At 69.2% G+C, this 20,759-nt stretch carries 21 protein-coding genes; 6 read left to right on the top strand and 15 right to left on the bottom strand.

Annotated features, from left to right (window positions below):
- Positions 1-112: 112 nt before the first annotated feature.
- Positions 113-1,549: a GuaB1 family IMP dehydrogenase-related protein gene (locus GPX89_RS24290; RefSeq protein WP_328602262.1), complete on the bottom strand. Its 1,437-nt coding sequence runs from the start codon at positions 1,547-1,549 to the stop codon at positions 113-115.
- A gap of 95 nt (positions 1,550-1,644) precedes the next feature.
- On the opposite strand from GPX89_RS24290, the gene GPX89_RS24285 reads away from it, so the two are divergent.
- Entirely contained in the window at positions 1,645-2,085 is a 441-nt protein-coding gene (locus tag GPX89_RS24285; RefSeq protein ID WP_328602261.1) for a nuclear transport factor 2 family protein, read from the top strand.
- 123 nt (positions 2,086-2,208) lie between these two features.
- Here the strand turns inward: GPX89_RS24285 and GPX89_RS24280 are convergent, their stop codons facing one another.
- The 7 genes from GPX89_RS24280 to GPX89_RS24250 form a co-directional block, all read right to left on the bottom strand.
- A complete protein-coding gene (locus GPX89_RS24280; protein WP_157390011.1) occupies positions 2,209-2,592 on the bottom strand; it encodes a cupin domain-containing protein in 384 nt (127 codons plus the stop codon).
- Between the two features lie 72 nt (positions 2,593-2,664).
- Entirely contained in the window at positions 2,665-4,050 is a 1,386-nt protein-coding gene (locus GPX89_RS24275; RefSeq protein WP_235948097.1) for a DEAD/DEAH box helicase, read from the bottom strand.
- A 442-nt stretch (positions 4,051-4,492) separates the two neighbouring features.
- Positions 4,493-5,434 carry a M56 family metallopeptidase gene (locus GPX89_RS24270; protein ID WP_157390010.1) on the bottom strand — a complete coding sequence of 314 codons (942 nt, stop codon included), beginning with the start codon at positions 5,432-5,434 and terminating at the stop codon, positions 4,493-4,495.
- 43 nt (positions 5,435-5,477) lie between these two features.
- Entirely contained in the window at positions 5,478-5,879 is a 402-nt protein-coding gene (locus tag GPX89_RS24265; protein ID WP_157390009.1) for a BlaI/MecI/CopY family transcriptional regulator, read from the bottom strand.
- Between the two features lie 78 nt (positions 5,880-5,957).
- A complete protein-coding gene (locus GPX89_RS24260) occupies positions 5,958-6,785 on the bottom strand; it encodes an ABC transporter ATP-binding protein (RefSeq protein WP_328602260.1) in 828 nt (275 codons plus the stop codon).
- Positions 6,782-7,843, bottom strand: coding sequence for a FecCD family ABC transporter permease (locus GPX89_RS24255; protein WP_328602259.1), 1,062 nt, complete (start codon positions 7,841-7,843; stop codon positions 6,782-6,784). The genes GPX89_RS24260 and GPX89_RS24255 overlap by 4 nt, the downstream gene beginning before the upstream one ends.
- Before the next feature lie 158 nt (positions 7,844-8,001).
- A complete protein-coding gene (locus GPX89_RS24250; protein ID WP_328602258.1) occupies positions 8,002-9,039 on the bottom strand; it encodes a FecCD family ABC transporter permease in 1,038 nt (345 codons plus the stop codon).
- Between the two features lie 124 nt (positions 9,040-9,163).
- Here GPX89_RS24250 and GPX89_RS24245 point away from each other — a divergent pair, with 124 nt between their 5' ends.
- Positions 9,164-9,871, top strand: a complete 708-nt coding sequence (locus tag GPX89_RS24245) for a hypothetical protein (RefSeq protein WP_157390008.1) — start codon at positions 9,164-9,166, stop codon at positions 9,869-9,871.
- A gap of 106 nt (positions 9,872-9,977) precedes the next feature.
- Here the strand turns inward: GPX89_RS24245 and GPX89_RS24240 are convergent, their stop codons facing one another.
- The 3 genes from GPX89_RS24240 to GPX89_RS24230 form a co-directional block, all read right to left on the bottom strand.
- Positions 9,978-11,135, bottom strand: a complete 1,158-nt coding sequence (locus GPX89_RS24240) for a lipase family protein (RefSeq protein ID WP_328602257.1) — start codon at positions 11,133-11,135, stop codon at positions 9,978-9,980.
- Between the two features lie 119 nt (positions 11,136-11,254).
- On the bottom strand, positions 11,255-11,644 hold the full coding sequence (locus GPX89_RS24235) for a hypothetical protein (RefSeq protein ID WP_157390007.1): 390 nt from the start codon (positions 11,642-11,644) through the stop codon (positions 11,255-11,257).
- 465 nt (positions 11,645-12,109) lie between these two features.
- Positions 12,110-12,664 (bottom strand): TetR/AcrR family transcriptional regulator, encoded by a 555-nt coding sequence (locus tag GPX89_RS24230; protein WP_235948091.1) that lies wholly within the window; start codon positions 12,662-12,664, stop codon positions 12,110-12,112.
- A 163-nt stretch (positions 12,665-12,827) separates the two neighbouring features.
- On the opposite strand from GPX89_RS24230, the gene GPX89_RS24225 reads away from it, so the two are divergent.
- Together GPX89_RS24225 and GPX89_RS24220 are read left to right on the top strand one after the other, a co-directional pair.
- On the top strand, positions 12,828-13,832 hold the full coding sequence (locus GPX89_RS24225) for a Rieske 2Fe-2S domain-containing protein (protein WP_157390005.1): 1,005 nt from the start codon (positions 12,828-12,830) through the stop codon (positions 13,830-13,832).
- A complete protein-coding gene (locus GPX89_RS24220) occupies positions 13,829-14,914 on the top strand; it encodes an NAD(P)H-dependent amine dehydrogenase family protein (protein ID WP_157390004.1) in 1,086 nt (361 codons plus the stop codon). Before GPX89_RS24225 ends, GPX89_RS24220 begins: the two co-directional genes overlap by 4 nt.
- Here GPX89_RS24220 and GPX89_RS24215 read toward each other — a convergent pair whose 3' ends face one another.
- Genes GPX89_RS24215 through GPX89_RS24205 form a run of 3 tightly spaced genes read right to left on the bottom strand, consistent with a single transcriptional unit; the run spans position 14,915 to position 17,479 of the window.
- Entirely contained in the window at positions 14,915-15,742 is an 828-nt protein-coding gene (locus GPX89_RS24215) for an ABC transporter permease (RefSeq protein ID WP_157390003.1), read from the bottom strand.
- Between the two features lies 1 nt (position 15,743).
- Positions 15,744-16,544, bottom strand: a complete 801-nt coding sequence (locus GPX89_RS24210; protein WP_157390002.1) for an ABC transporter permease — start codon at positions 16,542-16,544, stop codon at positions 15,744-15,746.
- The gene (locus tag GPX89_RS24205) at positions 16,541-17,479 is read right to left on the bottom strand and encodes an ABC transporter ATP-binding protein (protein WP_328602256.1); all 939 of its coding nucleotides are present in this window, start codon (positions 17,477-17,479) and stop codon (positions 16,541-16,543) included. The genes GPX89_RS24210 and GPX89_RS24205 overlap by 4 nt, the downstream gene beginning before the upstream one ends.
- A 164-nt stretch (positions 17,480-17,643) precedes the next feature.
- Here GPX89_RS24205 and GPX89_RS24200 point away from each other — a divergent pair, with 164 nt between their 5' ends.
- Positions 17,644-18,843 (top strand): lipase family protein, encoded by a 1,200-nt coding sequence (locus GPX89_RS24200; protein WP_157390001.1) that lies wholly within the window; start codon positions 17,644-17,646, stop codon positions 18,841-18,843.
- Between the two features lie 229 nt (positions 18,844-19,072).
- Positions 19,073-19,768: a hypothetical protein gene (locus GPX89_RS24195; protein WP_157390000.1), complete on the top strand. Its 696-nt coding sequence runs from the start codon at positions 19,073-19,075 to the stop codon at positions 19,766-19,768.
- Between the two features lie 2 nt (positions 19,769-19,770).
- On the opposite strand, the gene GPX89_RS24190 is transcribed toward GPX89_RS24195, so the two are convergent.
- A complete protein-coding gene (locus GPX89_RS24190; protein WP_157389999.1) occupies positions 19,771-20,694 on the bottom strand; it encodes a LysR family transcriptional regulator in 924 nt (307 codons plus the stop codon).
- Positions 20,695-20,759: the final 65 nt, after the last annotated feature.

Genomic DNA, 20,759 nt, shown 5'->3' with positions numbered 1-20,759 from the left:
AATCTTCACGGCGGGGCCGTATCACATTCCGGCCGTGGCCCTCGCACACGCGAAACCCGGCGGATCCGAGGCGGACCCGCCGGGTTTCGGGCTGTGCAGTACTACCGGGTGATCACCAACCGGACGGCAGCGGGCGGCCCTCGGCGAAGCCGGCGGCCGACTGCACGCCCAGGGTGGCGCGCTCGTGGAACTCCGCGAGCGTGCGGGCGCCGGCGTAGGTGCAGGAGCTGCGCACGCCGGAGGTGATGTGGTCGATCAGGTCCTCCACGCCCGGGCGCTCGGGGTCCAGGCGCATGCGCGAGGAGGAGATGCCCTCCTCGAACAGTGCCTTGCGGGCCCGGTCGAACGCCGAGTCGGTGGCGGTGCGGGCGGCCACCGCGCGCTTGGAGGCCATGCCGAAGGACTCCTTGTAGCGGTTGCCGTCGCGGTCGGTGCGCAGGTCGCCGGGCGACTCGTAGGTGCCCGCGAACCAGGAGCCGATCATCACGTTGGACGCGCCCGCCGCGAGGGCCAGGGCCACGTCGCGCGGGTGGCGCACGCCGCCGTCGGCCCACACGTGCTTGCCGAATTCCTTGGCGGCCTCGGCGCATTCGGCCACGGCCGAGAACTGCGGGCGGCCCACGCCGGTCATCATGCGGGTGGTGCACATGGCGCCGGGGCCCACACCGACCTTGATGATGTCCGCGCCGGCCTCGATGAGATCGCGCACGCCCTCGGCGGCGACCACATTGCCCGCGACCAGCGGCACACCCAGATCCAGGGCGGCCACGGTGCGCAGCGCCTCGATCATCTTCTCCTGATGCCCGTGCGCGGTGTCCATGACCAGCACGTCCGCGCCCGCGTCGACCAGGGCCTTGGCCTTGGCCGGGACATCGCCGTTGATGCCGACGGCCGCGGCGATGCGCAGCTTGCCGTCGGCGTCGGTGGCCGGGGTGTAGATGCCGGTGCGGATGGTTCCGGTGCGGGTCATGACGCCGGCGAGGGTGCCGTCGGCGTTGACCAGCACGGCCAGGTGGCTGTGCCCGGCCTCGAGCATGTCGAAGACGTCGCGCGGGGAGGTGTCGGCCGGAACGGACACGAAGTTGGTGTCGGCGACGGTGCTCAGGCGGGCGAAGCGGTCGACGTCCTGGCAGGACGCCTCGGTCACCACGCCGACCGGCTTGCCGTCCTCGACCACCACGACCGCGCCGTGGGCGCGCTTGTGGATGAGGGCCAGCGCGTCGGACACCGACTGCTCGGGGTCGAGCACCACGGGGGTGTCGGCCGTGAGCGAGCGGCTCTTGACGAAGGCGATGGTGTCGGCGGCCGCGGGAATCGGAAGATCCTGCGGCAGCACCACGATGCCGCCCCGGCGGGCGACGGTCTCGGCCATGCGGCGGCCGGCGACGGCGGTCATATTGGCGACCACGAGCGGAATGGTCGTGCCGGTGCCGTCCGCGGAGGACAGGTCGACATCGAACCGGGACGCCACATCCGTCCGGCGGGGGACGAGGAAGACGTCGTCGTAGGTCAGGTCATAGGGCGGATTTTGCCCGGGAAGAAACTGCACGTTGTGCCATGGTAGCTGAATGCTGAGAGTTCGCGGTGGTTTGGGGTGGAGAAAATACCAGGCGGCTGCCAGCGCGGTCGCCTAGCGTCGGGATCGTGACCGATCTCGCGGCGCTGGCCGACCGACTGGATATCAGCGACACCATCACCCGACTCTTCGTCTACTGCGATCAGGCCCGCTGGGCGGATCTGCGCGAATCCGTGCTCGCCACAGAGGTTTTCTTCGACAGCGGCTTCGGCGGGCCGGTCGGACCGCGGCCGGGTTCCGACATCGTCGACGACTGGGAAACCGGCCTGGGGTCCCTCGACGCCGTGCATCACCAGGCGGGCAACCATCTGATCGAGATCACCGGCGATACCGCGCTGGCGCATGCCGATTCGATCGCCGTGCACGTCAAGAACTCTGCACAGCACGGCACCACCCGGTGGTTCGTCGGAAGCTACGCGCTCGGCCTGGCCCGCACCGAGAAGGGCTGGCGCATCGATCGTTTCGAGTACAAGTTGAAGACCATCGACGGGAACGCGGACCTGACCTGATTGGTTTGCTGTCAGCTTGCTGAAGCTCGTTGGCGGGTTCGAGTTATCTCAATCTCGTCCGATTTGCCGGTTAATCAGTTCGAATTCGCCGCGCGTGTCGTAGGAACATCCAAACGTGTTGTGTCAGCGGGCGATCGGGATGAACAGCGCCTCGAACGGCGGTTCGCCCACCGCGATCGTGGTGTGACCCAGCCCTTCGGTGTCACCGGCGAGCACCAGATCACCGGGTGCGAACCGGCGGCGCTCACCGTCGGAGGTGGTCACCTCGATCGCCCCGCGCAGCATGACCACCCACTGCCGGGCCGGAGCCGGGTGCGGCTCGCTGTCGAAACCGGCGCTGCGCAGGTAGGACGCGCCCGCCGCGGCGGACATCGCGCCGACGGCCACGGCGGGAACCCCGGCCACGAAAGTGCGGTCGGCGAGCGGAATTTCGGCATCGACGAACACCGACCCGCCGTCGGCCGTGGTCTCGATCAGCGTGTAGCGCAGCAACTGTGCGTCGGTCATGGCGGCAATATTCGCGCCTCGGTCACGTAGGCGCGATTCCCTGCCGGGAATGATCTCTGTCGTCGGGTTGAGTCAGCGCGTGGAACGGCGGGCCGCGCCGGGCTTGCGCTTCTTGTTGTGCGGTCGGCTCTCACCCTTGGGCCGCTGCCGGAAACGCGGCTGTTCGGGCGCGGCCTCCGCCTTCGGCGGCGGCGCCGAGGGGTCGGCCACCGGACGGCCACCCGGGCGGCGCGCGCCGGTGATCTCGATGAGCTGTCGATCGCCGGGGCGGACGTCCACGTCGGTGAGCGTCACCGACGCGCGCTGGGCCAGTTGCGCCGCTTCGTCGCGATTGTCCGGGGTGACGATGGTGACGACCGTGCCCGACGCCCCCGCCCGTGCGGTTCGCCCGGTGCGATGCAGATAGTCCTTGGGGTCCGCGGGCAGATCGACGTGCACGACCAGCGAGACATCGTCGATGTGGAGGCCGCGGGCGGCCACATCGGTGGCGACCAGGACCGGCGCGGTCCCGTCGGCGAAGGCCGAGAGCATTCGATTGCGCTGGTTCTGCGCCTTGCCGCCGTGCAACGCGACCGCACCGATACCCACCTCGCGCAGCTTGGTCGCCAGTTTGTCCGCGCCGTACTGCGTTTTGACGAACAGCAGCGTGCGACCCTCTCGTGCGGCGATCTCACTCACCACCGTCCGCTTGTCGGAGCGGCGGACATGCAGGGCGTAGTGGGCGACGGCGGGCACCGCGGCCGTGCCGCCCGAGGCCCGACCCCCGTGCGCCGCACCGCTTTCCAGCGACGCGCTGCCCGGCACCACGCCTTCGGCCGGGTGATCGCCAGCGGTTCCCCGGCCGGGGGCGTTGCCCGAATCCGGTCCGGTAGCACCGGAAGTCGAGATGGTCGCGCCGACCGAGTGACTCACCGGATCACGTAAATAGCGCTGCACCAGGCCGTCGATGGTGTCGTCGAGGGTGGCCGAGAACAGCAGCTGTTGCGCCCCATCCGGGACCTTGTTCAGCAGCGCCGTGAGCTGCGGCAGGAACCCCAATTCGGCCATGTGATCGGCCTCGTCGACCGTCACCACCCGAATGTCGTCCAGCTGCACGGCTTTCCGGCCGAGCAGATCGGTCAACCGCCCGGGCGTCGCGATGACCACGTCCACCCCGCGCGCCAGCCGATCCACCTGCTTTTGAATCGGCAGCCCGCCGACCGCCGTCGCCAACCGCAACCCGAGCGAGAGCGCTGGCTCATCGAGAGCCTGCTCGATCTGAATCGCCAGCTCGCGCGTGGGAGCCAGGATCAGTCCGCGCGGCCGCTTGGGCGCACTCGGCGCACCGAAGAGCCGTACCAACATCGGCAACCCGAACGCGAGCGTCTTTCCCGAACCCGTTGCGGCCCGACCCAACACATCCCGCCCGTCCAGAATGTCCGGAATCACCGCAGCCTGAATCGGAAACGCCTGGTCCATCCCATCCCGCCGCAGCACCTGCACAAGCACCGGCGGCAACCCGAGATCCGCGAATCGCACCCCGCCTTGCCCGACGCCGGGGGACGCTGCCGCCGCCCTCTTGTTCCGGTGGGAGGGAGCCTCGCCGCCCTGGGCCTTGGACTCAGTCGCCGGCGCCGCTGCACCGCCATCCGCGGCACCAGCGCTACCGGTCGCCGTGGCTCCCGGTGGTCGGCCGGGGCGGGCTCCTCGGTCGTGGCGGTCGTTCGCCTGGTCGGCGGGCTCGGAGGAGGACGGCGAGTCGGTGCGGATGTTGGTCTCCTGGTCTGGGTCGGAGGTAGTAGGGGACGAGCCACGGCGGGCTGCGAGGGCCGGGGCAGACGGTGTGGCCAGATCGGATTCGACCGCGGGCATGGCGGATTGCGCCGCGCCCGAGTCGGATTCGGGGACGGGTAGGTGGGGATCAGGCACGGCTGACCAGGCGGGTGACCTCGACCAGCCACGGAATTGCCACGGCCAGCGTGGGCACCACGAGGATGGCGGCGGCGGCGAGGTAGGCGGCCACCGCGATGCGGAGGTCGCCGATGGGGCCGGCCAGGCGCTGGATGCGGATCAGGGTGGTGGGGCCGCCGACGGCCATCGCGCCCTGCGGGGCAGGGGAATTGGAGCAGGCGACGAGGGCGCGGGCCAGGGGAGTGGGGCCGGTGACCTTGACCGCGGAGTCGTCGGCGAGCAGTTCGATGAGCAGTTTCACCGAGTCCAGGGCCGATTTGGAGCGGACCACGCGGGGGAAGGCTTCGTGCGCGGCGGTGAAGGCTTCGAGGACCAGGTCGTGGCGGGCGCGCAGGTGGGAGCGCTCGTGACTGACGATGGCGGTCAGTTCCTGGTCGGACAGGTTGGTGACGGTCCCCTGGCTGAGGACCACGCGCTGGCGGATGCCGGGCAGGCAGTAGGCGATGGGTTCGGTGGCGGCCAGCACCCGGATGTCGGCGGCCTTGCGTTGCACGCTGGACTGATCGAGCAGGTCGACCAGCATGCGGTGGCGGGCGCGACGACGCCGAGTGTGGATGCCGACGCGGATCACCGACCAGATGAGCCGCGCCCCGACCAGCAGGGTGAGCGCGAAGACGAACACCAGCGCCAGCCACAGCGGCAGGCCGAGGGCGTCGATCTCCTTGCTGGGCGTGGTGGTCGGGCGGCCGTCCGCGCCGGGGACCAGCAGCCGCGAGGCGATGGCGAGCCCGGAGCCGAAGGCGCTGAGCACCGCGGCCAGCGCGATCGCCTGCCAGAGCACGAGTGCGGCACGGGGACTGCGATAGGGCCAGGTGGAGCGGCTGAGCAGCGCTGGCACCGGTCCCGCCAACAACAGGGCGAGACCGGCGAATACCGGCGCTGTCCAGTCCATGTCCTCAGCTCACTGCGTTGTGGGGCTCGGGCCGAGGATACGGCTATTTGGACTCGGGTTTGTCCTTGCGCGCGGCCTCGGTGGCTTCGAGCTTAGCGAGTGCGTCGCGCAATGCGGCAGCCTCATCCGCACCGACCTGTTCCACGAAGTGCACGAGAGCCGCTCGGCGGCTGCCTACTTCATCCGCTTGCTGCAGCGCGTCGAACATGAGGCTCGCCACGAGTTCGTCGCGGGTGTGCACCGGCGCATACCGGTGCGCGCGATCATCACGCTGCTGGACCACGAGGTTCTTCTTCGCCAAACGCTGCAGAACGGTCATCACCGTGGTGTACGCGAGTTCACGACGTGCAGCGAGTGCCTCATGGACCTGCCGGACCGTTTGCGGTTCATCGGCCGACCACAACTGGTCCATGACCGCTTTCTCGAGTTCACCAAGACCTGCCATCCCACAAGCTTACGGAGACAACGACAGGAATGCGTACTACAGGTCGTCGTAACCGGGGGGTTGCTGGTGTGGTATTGCTCATACCCCGGCGTCGACCGGCATATCTGTGGCGAGGGACTCGTGCACGTGCCGCGAGCCGATCGGCACGATCATCGGTCGGCCCGACACCGGATCCTCGAGCACCTCGGCACGCAGGCCGAAAACCTCACGCAGCAGCTCGGCGTCGATGATGTCGGCGGGACGGCCCTGGGCGACGATGCGGCCCGCGTGCATGACGACGAGGCGGTCGCTGTAGCGGATGGCCAGATTCAGGTCGTGCAGCACCATGACCACGGTCCGGCCGAGGTCGTCGTGCAGGCGATCGACGAGATCGAGGACCTCGAGGGAATGCGCGAGATCCAGGTAGGTGGTGGGTTCGTCGAGCAGCAGGATGTCGGTGCCCTGCGCCAGCGCCATGGAGATCCAGGCGCGCTGGCGTTGCCCGCCCGACAGCTCGTCGAGGGTGCGGCCCGCCAAGTCCGCGATGCCGGTCTGCTCCAGGGCCGCGGCCACCTCGGTCTCGTCGTCGGCCGACCACTGCCGCAGCCACGATTGATGCGGGTGACGGCCGCGGGCGACCAGATCGGCGACGGTCAATCCTTCCGGCGCGACCGGGGTCTGGGGCAGCATGCCGACGATGCGCGCGATGTCCTTGGTCTTCATGGTCGAAATGGCCTTGCCGTCCAACAGGACCCGGCCCGACTTCGGCCGCAGCAGCCGCCCGAGCGAGCGCAGCAGCGTCGATTTGCCGCATCCGTTGGGGCCGATGACCGTCGTGATCAGCCCCGGTTCGATGTCGACGGACAGCCCGTCCACGATGACCCGGTCGCCGTATCCGAGGGTGATGTTCTCCGCCGCGAGGGTCACGGTGTCGCCTTTCGATTGGTGCGAACGAGCAGGTAGAGCAGGAACGGCCCGCCGACCGCCGCGGTGACCACACCGACGGGCAGGGAGACGGGAAAAACGGTGCGCGCGAGCAGGTCCGCGCCGACCACGGCAATGGCTCCGACCAGGGCGGAGGCGATGATCGGCTCACCGGGCGTGTGCAGCAGCCGCCGCGCGATCTGGGGCGCGGCCAAGCCCACGAATCCCAGCGGCCCGACGGCCGCGGTGGCCAGGGCGGCGCAACCGACCGCGGCCGCAATGAGAATCGCCTGCTGGGTTTGGATGCGCACGCCGAGAATCCGCGTGGTGTCGGTGCCGAATCGCAGTGTGGCCAGGGTCCGGGCCGACCCGGCGGTGACGGCCAGCGCGAGCCCGAGCCCGATCGCCGCCGGAATCAGCGTCGACCAGTCCGCCGCGTTCAACGACCCGGTCAGCCACTGCTGCGCGTGCGCCGCGTCGGTGAGCGTGGCCCGCGTCAGCAGCCAGCTCACCACCGACAGCAGGGCCGCGTTCACACCGATTCCGATGAGCACCAGTCGAAATCCCATGACCCCGCTGTCCCCGCTCGCGGTCCGCCCCCACGCCAGCAGATAGATCGCCACCGCGGTCAGCAGCCCCCCGATCAACGCCGCCGCCGAAACCCCGAGCGCCGCAGCCGCACCGGTCCCGACACCGCCCATGCCGACGATCACCGCCACGGCCCCGCAACTCGCACCCGAGGTGATCCCCAGCAGATCCGGACTGGCCAGCGGATTGTGCAGAATCGACTGCGTCACCGCCCCCGCCAGCCCCAGCGCCGCCCCGACCACCACGGCCGTCAACGCCCGCGGCAACCGCGAATCCATGACCACGAACCGCTGCGCCCGAGTCCCCCCGCCGCCCAGCACATCCAGCACCCGCCCCACCGGAATCCGGAACTCGCCCACCGCGATATCCAGCGCGAACAACCCGAACAACAAGCCCACCAGCGCGATCACCGTCACCAGCGCGCCCACCCGCAGCACCGCCGAGAACTCACCCACCCGCAATGCAGGCCGCACCGCATGCAGACCTCGGCCGCCGGTCGACGCGGCAGGAGGAGCGGAATGACCGGGAGAGCTTGCCTCCGGGGCGGGCCGTGCGGACTGCGGGTCGGCGTTTGCCGGGCGGTGACCCGGGCTCACAGCGGGCCGTGTTCCCGGGGGCGGTGTCGGAAGTGTCACAGGCTCACCAGCTTTCGGCGGCGGACCAACAGGAGGAAGAAGGGTGCGCCGAGTGCGGCGAGGGTGATTCCGGCCTGGAGTTCGCCGGGGCGGGCGATCAGGCGTCCGGCGGTGTCGGCCAGTAGCAACACGATTGCGCCGAGGAGGGCCGAATAGGGGAGTAGCCAGCGGTAATCGGGGCCGGTGAGGGCTCGGGCCAGGTGGGGGACGATCAGGCCGAGGAAGGCGATCGGGCCCACGGCGGCGCTGGCGGCACCGGCGAGGAGGACGATGGCGGCCAGGCCGAGGGTTCGGGTGCGGGCCAGATTGAGGCCCAGTCCCTGGGCTACGTCGTCGCCGAGGCCGAGGAGGTTGAGGCCGGGGGCGCAGGCCAGGGCGAGGATCGCGCCCAGGATGAGGAAGGGCAGGACCTGCCGCAGCGTCGAAGTGTCGTGTCCGGCGACGTCGCCGACTACCCAGTAGCGGTAGGTATTGAGGGCGGTGCCGTCCAGCAGGACAACGATATTGGTCATGGCCTGGAGGAACGCCGTGACGGCCGCGCCCGCGAGGACCAGGCTCAGGGGGCTTGCCCGGCCGCTGCCGAGGGTGGAGACGCCGAAGACGACCGCGCCCGCGAGCAGTGCGCCCGCGAAGGCGAACCAGATGTACTGCGCGGGAGTAGTGAGGGCCAGCAGGTGGATGCTCAACGCGGCGAGGAAGGCCGCGCCCGCGTTGACGCCGAGTAATCCCGCATCGGCCAGGGGGTTTCGGGTGTAGCCCTGGATGAGGGCTCCGGCCAGGCCGAGGGCGAGGCCGGTCAGCGCCGCCAGTCCGGTTCGGGGGAGCCGCAATTCGCGCACGATCTGTGCGGCCGAGCCTTCCGCGGGGCATGAAAGTGGTAGTCCACCAGGGCAAACGAGCGCGTCGTAGACGGTGCCGAGGCCCAGGTTGCGCGAGCCCAGGGCGATGCTGGCGGCCAGCGCGCCCGCCAGCAGGACAGCGAGAACGAGAAGTCCGAGCAGACGTCGCCGTCTGTTGGTGACTACGGCGGGCACGGTGACGAACTACTCCTGACGCGTTTCATTGCTCGACAAGTATGGTAACCCTAACCTATCTTCCTGTTCTCGTTGTCCAAGCATTGGCCGAACAGTCGATGAAGTCGATGAATGAGGAGGTTCGATGCTCGAACCCGTAACCGTGTGCCCGCCTCGCGATTCCCGGCTCGCCTTCGGGCTGGCCTGTAGCCGCCTGCGCGCCCTGCAACCCGAACACCCCCGCGTCTACGCCGTCGCGGCCATGGCCGACCAGGGCAAACGCCGCTGGTGGCGGCTGGCCGACGGCATTCGCGAGGGCCGCATCGAGTTGATGTACCGCCGGCACGCGGCGGAGATGAGCAATGCCGACATCGCCGCCGAGGTGGTGGCCACGGCCCTGATCCACGCGGTGGTCGGCCGGGTGCTGGCCATGGTCGTCTCGGAGGGCCGGGCCTGGGATCCGGGCCTGGAAAACCTGTGGATCCACACCGACAACGACGGCGGCATCGACTGGGCGGGCCTGTCCGACACCACCATTCGCGTGGTGGACGGCGACATGCTGGCCGGACAGGACGGTGTGGTGGCGCTGCCGTGCGAGGCCGCCCTCTACGTCTGGCTGGCCCACCGGTGCATACCCGCCCTGACCCTGGTGCAGGAGGCCATGGCCCGCTGCGCCGGATTGGGCGCGCGCCGATTCTGGTCCCTGGTGGCCGAATCCGTCGTCGGCGCGGCGACCTACGTTCCCGCCCTGGCCCGCACCTCCTCCACCGACGGTGCCCGCCGCGGCCAGGCCATGCTGGCCGCGTTCGAGGACCGCGGTCTACCGGTCCGCCGGGCCTGCGTCATCCGGTAGCACCGACCGGCCCGGCTCCGCGCCACCGGCCGGGATCCTCCGCGATCCCGACCGGGCCCGCGCGACGGGAGTGCAAGGGCCACAGCAGAACCCACGGCACGCCGTTTCAGTGCGGGCAGGTCGATTCGAACGGCTTGCCCGCGAACAGGTCCCCGACCCAGCCCAGCCACCGGTCGGCGACAGCTGACGGCGCGTCGTGGCCACCGGGGACGACCAGATCGTGGACCGGCGTGCCGAGGGTGCACATGTCGGTGACCGCGGCGGTCGACCAGGCGGTATCGACGAGTCGGTCGGCGTCACCGCGGGCGATATAGGTGGGCAGGGTCGTCGCGGACTTCGGGAGATTCGTGCGTGATTGCAGGTCGACGAAGGGTTGCGCGGCGGCCTCGTCCACGAAGCGGACCTCATCGGGTTTGCCCGCCATGCCGAGCGCGGCTTCCTCGGGGGTCACCTGGCCGGTGCACCGGGATTCCAGAGTCGGCGCGGCGGCCAGCAGATCGCCGTGCACGACCTGGTCGTAGGTGTAGCCGGGCTGGTTGTAGCGCACCGCGGCGACCAGGTACGGCAGGATCAGGTACTGGTCGGGCGCATTGAGACTGTGGGTGTCGACCGTGTCGACGAACTTCAGCTCCAGCGCGGGGGACAGCAGCACCGCACCGTGGATCTTCAGTTCCGGCGCATAGGCTTTCGCGGTCTCGGCGGCCGATTCGGCGGCCCGCCCACCCTGGGACGCGCCGACGAGCACAGTGTCCGCGGCCAGCGGCAGACCGGTGGAATGCGCGGCGCGCACCGAGTTCAGGACGTCGTAGCCCGAGGACGGGGTATCGAGATAAGGCGCCGCGCCCGGACCGTCGAGGCCCTGATAGTTGGTCATCACCACCGCGCGATGCCCGGCGAGCAGCTGCTCGACCACGGGAGCCGAACCGAACAGGGTGGGGGAGTTGGTGGGTGCGCAGGCGCTCACCACCCCGGAGGTGCCGTGCGCGAACGCGACGACGGGCCAGCCGCCCGCGGGAGCCTGTCCCGGCGGCACGAACACCGCCCCCGACACCTCGATCGGCTTCCCTGCCGGTGAGGTCGACTCGTAGCGCAGGTAGGTGGCCGAGCCGGCGGCCGCGGACAGGGCCGGATCCAGCTGGTCCAGCGACCGCTTCGAGATCAGCTTCCCGGGCGAATCGGGCTGCGAAGCGGGTGTCTCCGGGGAGGTGCCGCACGCCGCGAGGAGGGTGGCGGCCAATATCGGAAAGAGAACTCCTGCTCGCACGCTGCTCCTTCGGGTGGATTCAGCTACACGGGTGGCCCCGTCGCATTATCGCACCAGCGTGCGGGCACCTCGGGCACCGCGTGCGGGTCGAGCTTCGCCGCGACACCGGCGTGGAACGGTCAGGCGTGCTGAATCCGCTGGGGCAGCAGGGTGTTCGCCCACAACGCGTCGAGGGTCTCGAAGAACGCGTCCTCACTGCGGGACAGGGCCAGAAACCGATTCCAGGACGTGTCGGCCAGCGGGTCGCTGAACCAGAAGCCGGACCGGCCGGGCGTGGGCCAGCCGGTGTAGTGGCGGCACCGCGAGCACCAGAAATGGGTCAGGGTCATCGCCGTGCCACCGCGCTCGGATCCGTGCAGATAGGTCCGGAGGCTGTCGCGGCCGCAGTGCGGGCAGGTCTGTTCTTCGATGGCGTCGATCCGCTGATTGCGTTCGAGGATCTCGTCGAGTTCTCCCAGGGAGAACCCGCGCCAGCGAGAGTCCATGGCGGGCAGGGTGGTTGATGTCATCTCAGTACCGGAAGGTGAGGGCGGCCGCCGGACGGCCCGCGTAGGGCTGCAGCGACAGCGGGGTCAGGGTGGGTTCGAAGGTGGCGCCGACCTGTGTCCAGTCGGTGCGGCCCGGGGTCGGTGCGGCGTCGAGGCGGGCCAGGCGGATGCGGCGCAGGGAGTCCGCGCCGATGGTGTCGGAAGTGGATGTCTCGGCGGTGAGCCAGGTTCCGGAGTCGGTGAACTCGATCCACGGGTCGGCCAGGGCGATCTCGCCGAGGTGGAATCGGGTCGACGCGGTCGCGGGGGTGTTCGGGCCCGGCCGGGGCGGTCTGCGCGAATCCGGCCGCGGCCAGAATCACCACGGGTACCGCCGACAGACGCTGTCGAAGGGCGTGCCGCGAAACGGTATTCATGCAGCCATTGGATCAAACGCCAAATTACCCACGGCCAGCGGGAATTTTGCGAACCAGGTCACTGCGAGGGTCATCGTTCGAGGTAGGCCACTATTCCGCCGATGAGCGCGTCGAGGGCGTCGTCCAGATCGCCGTAGGTGCCGAGGGTGCGTTCGGAGGTGATGCCGCGCATGGCGGCCGGAATGAGCGCGGCCACCTTGCGGATCTTGACCCGGTCGAGATCGAGGTCCGCGAAGGCGCGGTCACAGGCGTTGTCCCAGTTCGGTTTCCAGGAGGCGAGTTCGGCGGCGGTGCGGGGGAAGTCGCGTTCGAGTTCGGCGTGGTCGCGAGGCAGCGCCGCCCGCAGGGTCTCGATGGCGAGTGACTCCGGTTGCCGCAGGCCCGCCGCCATGGCGTGCACGAGCGCGGCGACCCGTTCGTGCAGGGTGCCCTCGTGTGCGATGGCCGCGGGCAGATCGCCGCGTTTGTCGGCGGTGTGGCGCAGCACCGCGGCCCACAGGCCGTCGATGTCGCCGAACTGGTATTTGATCACGCCCCAGGTCGCGCCGATGTCGCGGGCGATCCGATTGCCCGACACCGCCGCCGGGTCGCCGGTGGCCAGCGAGGCGATGGCCGCCTCGAGCATGCTCTCCCGGGACTGGATTCCGCGCCTGTTCGCGCGCCGCGCACCCGCCTTCACCTCTGCCACGACGCCCGATTGTAGCCGTTGACCTGCGAGATCAAGTTTCATAGAGGGCTCTTGTATTTTGGCGCGGCGGCTTCTACCGTGATTCACCGGGAGGATCGAGATGGCGAAACCACCTCTGCCGATGCAGCCCACCGGCTGGTTCCAAGTGGCCTGGTGCACCGAGGTCGTGGCCGGGGCCGTGCACACGATGAAGTACTTCGGCCGCGAAATGGTCGCGTGGCGAACAGCATCGGGGCAGGTGGCCGTATTCGACGCCTACTGTGAGCATTTGGGCGCACACCTCGGGTACGGCGGCCACGTCGAGGGCGAGAACCTGGTGTGCCCGTTCCACGGCTGGGAGTGGAATCCGCAGGGGCGCAATGTGTGCATCCCGTACGAGAGCCATCCGAACAAGGGGCGCCGCATCCGCAGCTATCCGGTCGCCGAGCGCAACGAGGCGATCTGGATCTGGTTCGACATCGACGGTCGCCCACCGTATTTCGACGTCCCGGACCTGTTCACCGCGTTCGGGGACGACAAGACGGCGGCCGACTACTATCCGCCCGTCCCGGCCGCGACGCTGCACCGGCGCGGGCTCGAACTGCATCCGCAGTACGTCCTGGAGAACGGAGTCGACTTCGCGCACTTCAAGTTCGTGCACAAGACGCCGTTCGTTCCGGAGTTCACCCGCCACGACTTCTCCGGACCGGTGTCCTACGTCGACTTCACCATCGCCTTCGATCCCGGGGTGACCCGGGACGACATCCACAGCGGGGTCGAGTCGATCAACGCCGGGCTGGGCTGCTCGATCACCAAGAGCTGGGGCATGGTCGACAACCGCACCATGCCGACGGTGACACCGGTGGACGACTCCACCTGCGACATCCGCTTCACCGTGTGGATCGGACGCCGGCCCGGCGACGACGGCCCCGAGATCGGCCCCTACGGCAAGGCCATGGCCGAGTACGTGATCCAGCAGTTCGAGGCCGATATCGAGATCTGGTCGCATCAGCGCTACTCCGACCCACCGGCGTTGTCGCGCAAGGAATTCGATGGATTCACCGCACTGCGCGCGTGGGCGCGCCAGTTCTATCCCGACGCAGATCGAAAGGCCTCCAACCGATGAGCAGCGCAGACAAGATCCGGGTCTTCCAGGTCGCGACCGGCAATGTCGGCACCGAGATGATCACACGCATCCGCAACCATCCGGACCTCGAACTGGTGGGGCTGCACTGCTATTCGCCCGAGAAGATCGGCCGTGACGCCGGGGAGATCGTCGGCCTCGGACCGATCGGGGTGATCGCGACCGGCTCGGTCGAGGAGATCATCGCCGCCGCTCCGGACGTGCTCACCTTCCACGGTGTCTTCCCGGACGAGGACCTGTACGAGAAGGTGCTCGAGGCGGGCATCGACGTGGTCACCACCGCGGACTGGATCACCGGGTTCCACCGCGACGCCAACCACCCGCACCCCTCGGGCCGCAAGGTCAGCGAAGTCATCCAATCCGCCTGTGCGCGAGGCAATTCCACCTTCTACGGCACCGGCATGAATCCCGGCCTGTGTCAGATCCTCGGCATCGTGCACACCACCGATGTCGCCGATATCGAGAACGTCACCGTCACCGAATCGGTCGACGTGTCCTGCCACCACTCCGTCGACACCTGGAAGGCCGTCGGCTACGGCCGCCCGATCGACGACCCCACCATCCCCGAATCGCTGCACAAGTACACCGCGGTCTTCGCCGACGCGGTCTACCTCATGGCCGATGCCTTCGATCTCGCACTCGACGAGGTGGTGTTCCGCCACGAACTCGGCGCCTGCACCAAGGACATCGATCTCGGCTGGTACCAGCTGCCCAAGGGGTCACTGGGTGCCAGCTACATCAAATACCAGGGCTTGGTCGACGGCGTCCCGCGCATCGAAACCCATCTCGAATGGCAGATGACGCCGCACACCGACCCGGCGTGGAACATCAAGGGCTGCTACATCACCCAGGTCACCGGCGACCCCACCATCTACAGCAAGCACATGGTCCTCCCGCCCAAGGGCTTCGACCTGTCCGATCCCGAGAACTTCGCCGCCATCGGCATGACGGTCACCGGCCTGCCCGCCCTCAACGCCATCACATCCGTGGTCGCCGCCCGCCCGGGCATCATCACCAGCGCCGACCTGCCCCTGCGCGCCTTCGCGGGCCGATTCAAGATCTGATCAGCCGCGCACCAGGGTGCTCAGCCGTCGTGTCGCGCCCCACAGGCCGAATCCGCCGAGGGCGAGCAGATAGGCCAGGTTGCCCAGCATGCCCACCGAGGGCGCCCCGGCGGCCAGGCCGCGCATCAATGAGATGCCTTGGTAGAGCGGCAGACAGCGCACCAGCCAGCGCACCGGTTCGGGGTAGACGGTCAGCGGGAAGAAGGTGGTGGAGAACAGGAACATGGGGACCAGGGCGAGATTGATGTAGTCGAACTGGGCGGTCGAGCGCAGGAAGGTGACCAGGGCCATGCCGATCGCGCCGAACGCGAACGCCACCAGCAGCGCCGCGGGCAGCAGCGCCAGCGCCCACCAGGAGGCGAACAGGCCCATCGCCGTCGTCACGGCCAGGAACGCGATCGAATACAGCGCCCCGCGCCCGATGGCCCAGCCGATCTCGCCCAGCGCGATGTCGGCCGGGCCGATCGGAGTGGCGAGCATGGCGTCATAGAGCTTGGTGTAGCGCAGTTTCAGGAAGACGTTGTAGGTGCATTCGTAGACCGCGGCGTTCATGGCCGCGCTCGCCAGCAGCGCCGGGGCGACGAACGCGGCATAGCTCATCGGGTGCCCGCCGGGGCCGCGGACCTCGGTGACCAGGGCGCCGAAACCCAGTTGGAAGGCCAGCAGATAGGCCAGCGGCTCTACTACGCCCGAGACCAGCATCAGCCAGGAGTGCCGGTTCGCCAGGACCGATCGTTCGACGACCGCGTCGATGCGGCCGCTGTACAGGCCGGGCGGTAGCACCCGCAGCAGCAGGCGCCCGCGGGCGGATTCGGTGCGCACGGTCATCTCAGTACACCAGCCGCTGATAGAAGAACCGGTGTGCCGCAACCCATCCCAGCGCGAAGACCGCGCACAGGTAGGCGAGATGCCCGGTCACCGCCCACCCGCCGACCCCGCCGATGGTCGCCGCGTGCGCCAGTTGATTGCCGTGCCAGAGCGGGAAAACCCAGGCGAGCCAGCGCAAGACGAGCGGCAGCGAGCCGATCGGGAAGAAGGTGCCCGCCAGCAGGGTCATGGGCAGCACCAGGAAACGGAACAGCAGCGCGAAGCGGCCGCCCTCGTCGAAGGTCTTGGCCGCCAGGGCTGCCGTCGGGGTCGCGCAGGCCAGCCCGGTGAGGGTGCCGACCAGCACGACCACGACCACACCCGGATTCGACCACGCCCCGAAAAGCGCTGCGACAGTGGCGTAGACCGCTCCGGTGAGTGTGAGCAGGATGCTGTTCCAGAGGATGTGGCCGCCGAGAATCTGGCCGGGTGTCACCGGTGTGGCCGTGACCGCCACATAGTCGCGCTGCATCTTGAATCCCGACAGCACCCGGTAGCCGGAATCGGCGACGCCCTGCTGCATGGACCCGGCCACCAGCACCGTCGGCGCGATGTAGTGCAGGTACGACACCCCGCCGGTCGCCGGACCCGCCTGCACCTGCGAGCCGACACCCACGCCCATGGTCAGCAGGAACAGCAGCGGGTACACCATGGTCGAGAACAGCGTCGCCGTCCAATACCGTTGGTACCACGTCCAATACGCCTCGACGAGCAGCCACGCGCCCTGCCACGCGCCGACGGCGCGGCCGGTGGCGGCGGTCATCGGTCCACCAGGGCCCGGCCGGTGAGCCGCAGGAAGACGTCCTCGAGCGTGCCGCGCCGGACCAGGCTCGACTCGGGCCGCAGTCCTCGGCTGTAGACCTGTTCGAGCAGGGATTCCCCGTCGTCGCCGTAGACCAGGACGCGATCCGGGAGCGCCTCGAGCCGCTCGCCCAGTCCGTCGATCCGTCCGGCCGACGCGTCGTGCTCGCCGATCCTGAAGCGCAATTCGAGGACCTCGCGGGTGCTGTGGCGGGCGATCAACTCCGCGGGTGAGCCCTCGGCCACGATCCGCCCGTCGTCCATCACCACCAGCCGGTCGCACAGCTGCTCGGCCTCGTCCATGTAATGCGTGGTGAGGATCAGCGTGACGCCCGCGGACTTGAGCCGGAAGAGCTTGTCCCACAGGACATGCCGGGCCTGCGGGTCGAGACCGGTCGTCGGCTCGTCGAGCAGCAGCAGTTCCGGATCGTTCACCAGCGAGCGCGCGATGGTCAGTCGGCGCTGCATCCCACCCGAGAGCGATTCCACCCGATCCGGGCCGCGCTCGGCGAGTTGGGCGAATTCCAGCAACTCCGTCGCCTTGTCCCGCACGGCCGCCCGCGACAGCCCGAAATACCGGCCGTAGATCTCCAGGTTCTGCCGCACCGTCAACTCGGCATCCAGATTGTCCTGCTGCGGAACCACTCCCAGCCGCGCCCGCACCCGAGGACCCGCCGACTCCGGATCCTGTCCCAGCACCCGCAACTCCCCGCCGGTGCGCGGCGACACACACCCGATCATGCGCATGGTCGAGGACTTCCCGGCGCCGTTGGGCCCGAGGAACCCGAACACCTCCCCGCGGCGGACCTCGACATCGATTCCCCGTACCGCCTCGACGTCGCCGAACCGCTTGACCAGCCCCCGCGCCCGCACCATCACCGCGCTGTCCACTACCACGCCACGCACCCTAGACCCCATATAGGACAACAGCCAGCAACTGAACTGGCGGCGACATCGGGGCGTCGGAAGGCTGGATGGCTAACTACCAGCGATTATGATCTCGGTCGATTCACGGTGACCGAACGATGCTCTGATCCTTTCCGATCGAGAGGTGGTTTCTCGTGCTGGCTCGGCGATCCCTGGTCGCTCTGGTGTGCGGAGCGGTCGTAGCGACGGTCGCGGCCGTCCTGGGTACGGCGGATTCGGCGGCGGCCGACGGGATGGGCGAGGTGGTCGAGGCGCATCCGGTGACGGTCACCAGCATCCCCACCGGCGCGGCCTTCTCGGCCTGGCAGGTGCGCTACGTCAGCCAGAACACCCAGGGCGCGCCCTGGACCACGCTGGCCACGATCCTGCGGCCGGTCAACCGCGTCGAGCCGCCGGTGCTGCTGGCCTACGACGCGATCATCGATGCCATGGCGCCGCAATGCTTTCCGTCGTATCAGATGCAGGCGGGCCTGGGGCAGCAGACCACGACCGGCGTGATGGAATTCGACATGCTCTACCTCGCCCGGGCTCTCGAGCGCGGCTGGACCGTCGTGGTCCCCGACTACCTCGGGCCCGACGGCGAATTCGCGGCCGGGTACGTGGAAGGCCGCGGCACCCTCGACAGCATCCGGGCCGCCGAGAACTTCGCGCCCGCAGGTCTTCCCGGTTCGGCGACACCGGCCGCGATCTTCGGCTACTCGGGCGGCGCGCGCGGCAGCGAGTTCGCCGCCGAACTCGCCGCCGCCTATGCCCCCGAACTGAATCTGCGCGGCGTCGCGGCCGGGGGAGTCACCGTGGACATCGCCTCGACGGCGCGCTCGATCGACGGCACCTTCTCCGGACCGCTGGCCGCGGCCGCCGCCCTCGGTCTCGGCCGCGCCTACCCGCAACTGCGCATGGACTCCTACTTTCCCGATCCCGGGTTCCGCACTACCGTCGGCAACGCGTGCCTGCTGCAACTGGAATCCGCGTTCCCGATGATGCGCCTGTCCGACCACGCCGTCACCCCGGGTGGCGTCGGGTTGCTCGACATCCCCGAAATCGCCGGTGTCGTGGGCACTTTGCGCGCCGGGGCCTACGGCACCCCCTCGATGCCGCTGTACATCTACCACGCCATGAACGACGAAACCGCACCCATCGCCGACACCGACGGCCTCATCGGTGACTACTGCGCCCGTGGAGTCGACGTCAGCTACCACAAATATCCAGGCGTCGAACACCTCACCGGAAACGTGGCGGGCAGCCCAGCCGCCCTCGACTGGATCGGCGATCGACTCGCCGGTGCCCCGGCGGGCAGCACCTGCGGCATGCCGGGGCAATCGATCATCGGGTAATTCCGCTGATCGAAAGCGGATTTTCATCACACTTCCCGGGGGCATTCGTCCCGGCTCGCTCGGCATCCCCTCGCTACGGTTGGCGAGGGAAGTGCCTACGCAGCGAGGAGTTGTCAGTGTTCGCAACGAGAATCGAGTCCGACCACGGCAAGACCGCGGTTCGTCGCCTCGATCCGTTCGATGGTCCGTTCGACGCGCTCGCGGCGGCCTGCTGACCGTGCAGCGGGTGATGGCCGCGCCCACGAAGTGGAGTGTGGCTCGGGCGGTCGTGTTCCTCGCGTTCGCCGGACTCATCGGGGCGCTGTTCGCGCGGCCCGAGGACGGGTTGCTGCTGCTGTCCGGGATCGGAATCCCATTGCTGCCAGTCACATTCATGGTCGCGCCCGGGCTGTGGCGCAATATCTGCCCGCTGCTCCCGCTCGAACATGCTTACGGCCGAAGCCCTTTGGCCACCGTGTGCAACGACCATTGCCGACCCTGCCTGGGTTGCACCGAGAACTGCTTCGACCGCAAGCCGTACACCGCCGACCTCGCCGACGCCGAGATGAGCTGGCGGGCACCGCGAATCGTCTTCGCCGCGCTGCTGCCCGGATTCGTGGTCGGATTCTTCACTCTCGCCACGCATGCGGAATTGCCGCTGGCCTTGCGATATCTGGAGCTCGGACTCTGTGTTCTGGTGAGCGCGGGATGGTTCGGCGTGCTGTCGGTACTCACCGGCATCAGCCGGGCGGCTCTCACCGCGGTGTACACCGCGTTCGCGCTGAACCTCTTCTACTGGTTCGGCGGACGGGTGTTCGCCGGTGCGCTCGGCCGGATCACCGGAGCGGATGTGGGCTGGACGCGGTGGGTTATCAGTGCGGCGGTGCTGGCGGTCACCGTGCGGTGGGCGCGTAAGACCCGTGCGTCGATGGCGTGGCTCTCCTGAGGTCAGGCGTCGGCGTCACGTACCGACTCCACCGCGATGGCGCGCAGGGTCTCGGCCACGCGGGCGACCGGATCGGCGAGTGGGCCGGGCAGCCGGGCCAGCAGCAGGCGGCGATATTCGCCGGGTCCGCCGTGCACCGGCAGCGCCCGGACGCCGGGCGGACAGGCCGGGGTGAGACTCGCGGGGATGGTGGTGATTCCGCATCCGGCGGCGACGAGTTCGAGCTTGGCCAGCCAGTCCCGCACGGTGTGCGCGATGGCGGGCCGTTCGTCCAGACCGGGCCAGACGCCCATGGACAGGTCGTCGCCCGTCCCGGCGATCCAGGACTGTCCGCGCAGATCGGCGACATCGATGTGGTGGCCGCGGGCGAGGGGATGATCGGCCGGTACGGCGACCCGCAGGTCCCGCTCGGTGAGGATCCGCACCTGCAGGGCGGGCGTTTCCGCGTCGAGCGGTCGATAGGGCGGCGCGGAGGCGACCAGGGCGAGATCGATCGTTCCCGCCCGGATCGCGCGCACCAATGCGGGGGTGCTGCCTTCGCGGCCCACGACCGTGATCCCCGGGTGGGTACGCCGCAGCCGCGCCAGGGCGGGCGGGACCAGCGCGGCACCGGCGCTGGCGAACCAGCCGAGTCGCACCGTCGCGCGATCATCGGGGAGCCCGGCCAATTCCCTTGCGGTGGCATCGATCTGGTCGACGACGGCCGCGGCCCGCCGCGCCACGATGCGCCCGGCGGGCGTCAACCGGACCCCGTCGTGGCGGCGTTCCATGAGCGGCGTGCCCGCGGCCCGCTCCAGGGCGGCGATCTGCCGCGACACCGCCGATTGCGTGTAGCCGAGCGCGGCGGCCGCGGCGGTGAGGGTGCCGCGCTCGGCCACCTCCCGGAACACGCGCAGGGCGGTCAGAGACGCGTCGCTGAAGGTCATGACATTTACGCATACCACCCTTGCAGAATTCTCGCTGCCGACATGTCCGGCGAGCTCCTAGCGTG

This window comes from Nocardia terrae (assembly GCF_009760405.1).
GTDB classification, from domain to species: domain Bacteria; phylum Actinomycetota; class Actinomycetes; order Mycobacteriales; family Mycobacteriaceae; genus Nocardia; species Nocardia terrae.
Note: the sequence above shows the minus strand (reverse complement) of the source record. Positions and strands in the feature narration are given on the sequence as shown.

Excerpts from the sequence above, each read along its gene's own strand:
- GPX89_RS24280 (WP_157390011.1), bottom strand. The coding sequence starts at position 2,592 with ATGACCGACGCACAGTTGCTGCGCTACACGCTGATCGAGACCACGGCC.
- GPX89_RS24275 (WP_235948097.1), bottom strand. The coding sequence starts at position 4,050 with ATGGACCAGGCGTTTCCGATTCAGGCTGCGGTGATTCCGGACATTCTG.
- GPX89_RS24270 (WP_157390010.1), bottom strand. The coding sequence starts at position 5,434 with ATGGACTGGACAGCGCCGGTATTCGCCGGTCTCGCCCTGTTGTTGGCG.
- GPX89_RS24265 (WP_157390009.1), bottom strand. The coding sequence starts at position 5,879 with ATGGCAGGTCTTGGTGAACTCGAGAAAGCGGTCATGGACCAGTTGTGG.
- GPX89_RS24245 (WP_157390008.1), top strand. The coding sequence starts at position 9,164 with ATGCTCGAACCCGTAACCGTGTGCCCGCCTCGCGATTCCCGGCTCGCC.
- GPX89_RS24235 (WP_157390007.1), bottom strand. The coding sequence starts at position 11,644 with ATGACATCAACCACCCTGCCCGCCATGGACTCTCGCTGGCGCGGGTTC.
- GPX89_RS24230 (WP_235948091.1), bottom strand. The coding sequence starts at position 12,664 with ATGCTCGAGGCGGCCATCGCCTCGCTGGCCACCGGCGACCCGGCGGCG.
- GPX89_RS24225 (WP_157390005.1), top strand. The coding sequence starts at position 12,828 with ATGGCGAAACCACCTCTGCCGATGCAGCCCACCGGCTGGTTCCAAGTG.
- GPX89_RS24220 (WP_157390004.1), top strand. The coding sequence starts at position 13,829 with ATGAGCAGCGCAGACAAGATCCGGGTCTTCCAGGTCGCGACCGGCAAT.
- GPX89_RS24215 (WP_157390003.1), bottom strand. The coding sequence starts at position 15,742 with ATGACCGTGCGCACCGAATCCGCCCGCGGGCGCCTGCTGCTGCGGGTG.
- GPX89_RS24210 (WP_157390002.1), bottom strand. The coding sequence starts at position 16,544 with ATGACCGCCGCCACCGGCCGCGCCGTCGGCGCGTGGCAGGGCGCGTGG.
- GPX89_RS24195 (WP_157390000.1), top strand. The coding sequence starts at position 19,073 with ATGGCCGCGCCCACGAAGTGGAGTGTGGCTCGGGCGGTCGTGTTCCTC.
- GPX89_RS24190 (WP_157389999.1), bottom strand. The coding sequence starts at position 20,694 with ATGACCTTCAGCGACGCGTCTCTGACCGCCCTGCGCGTGTTCCGGGAG.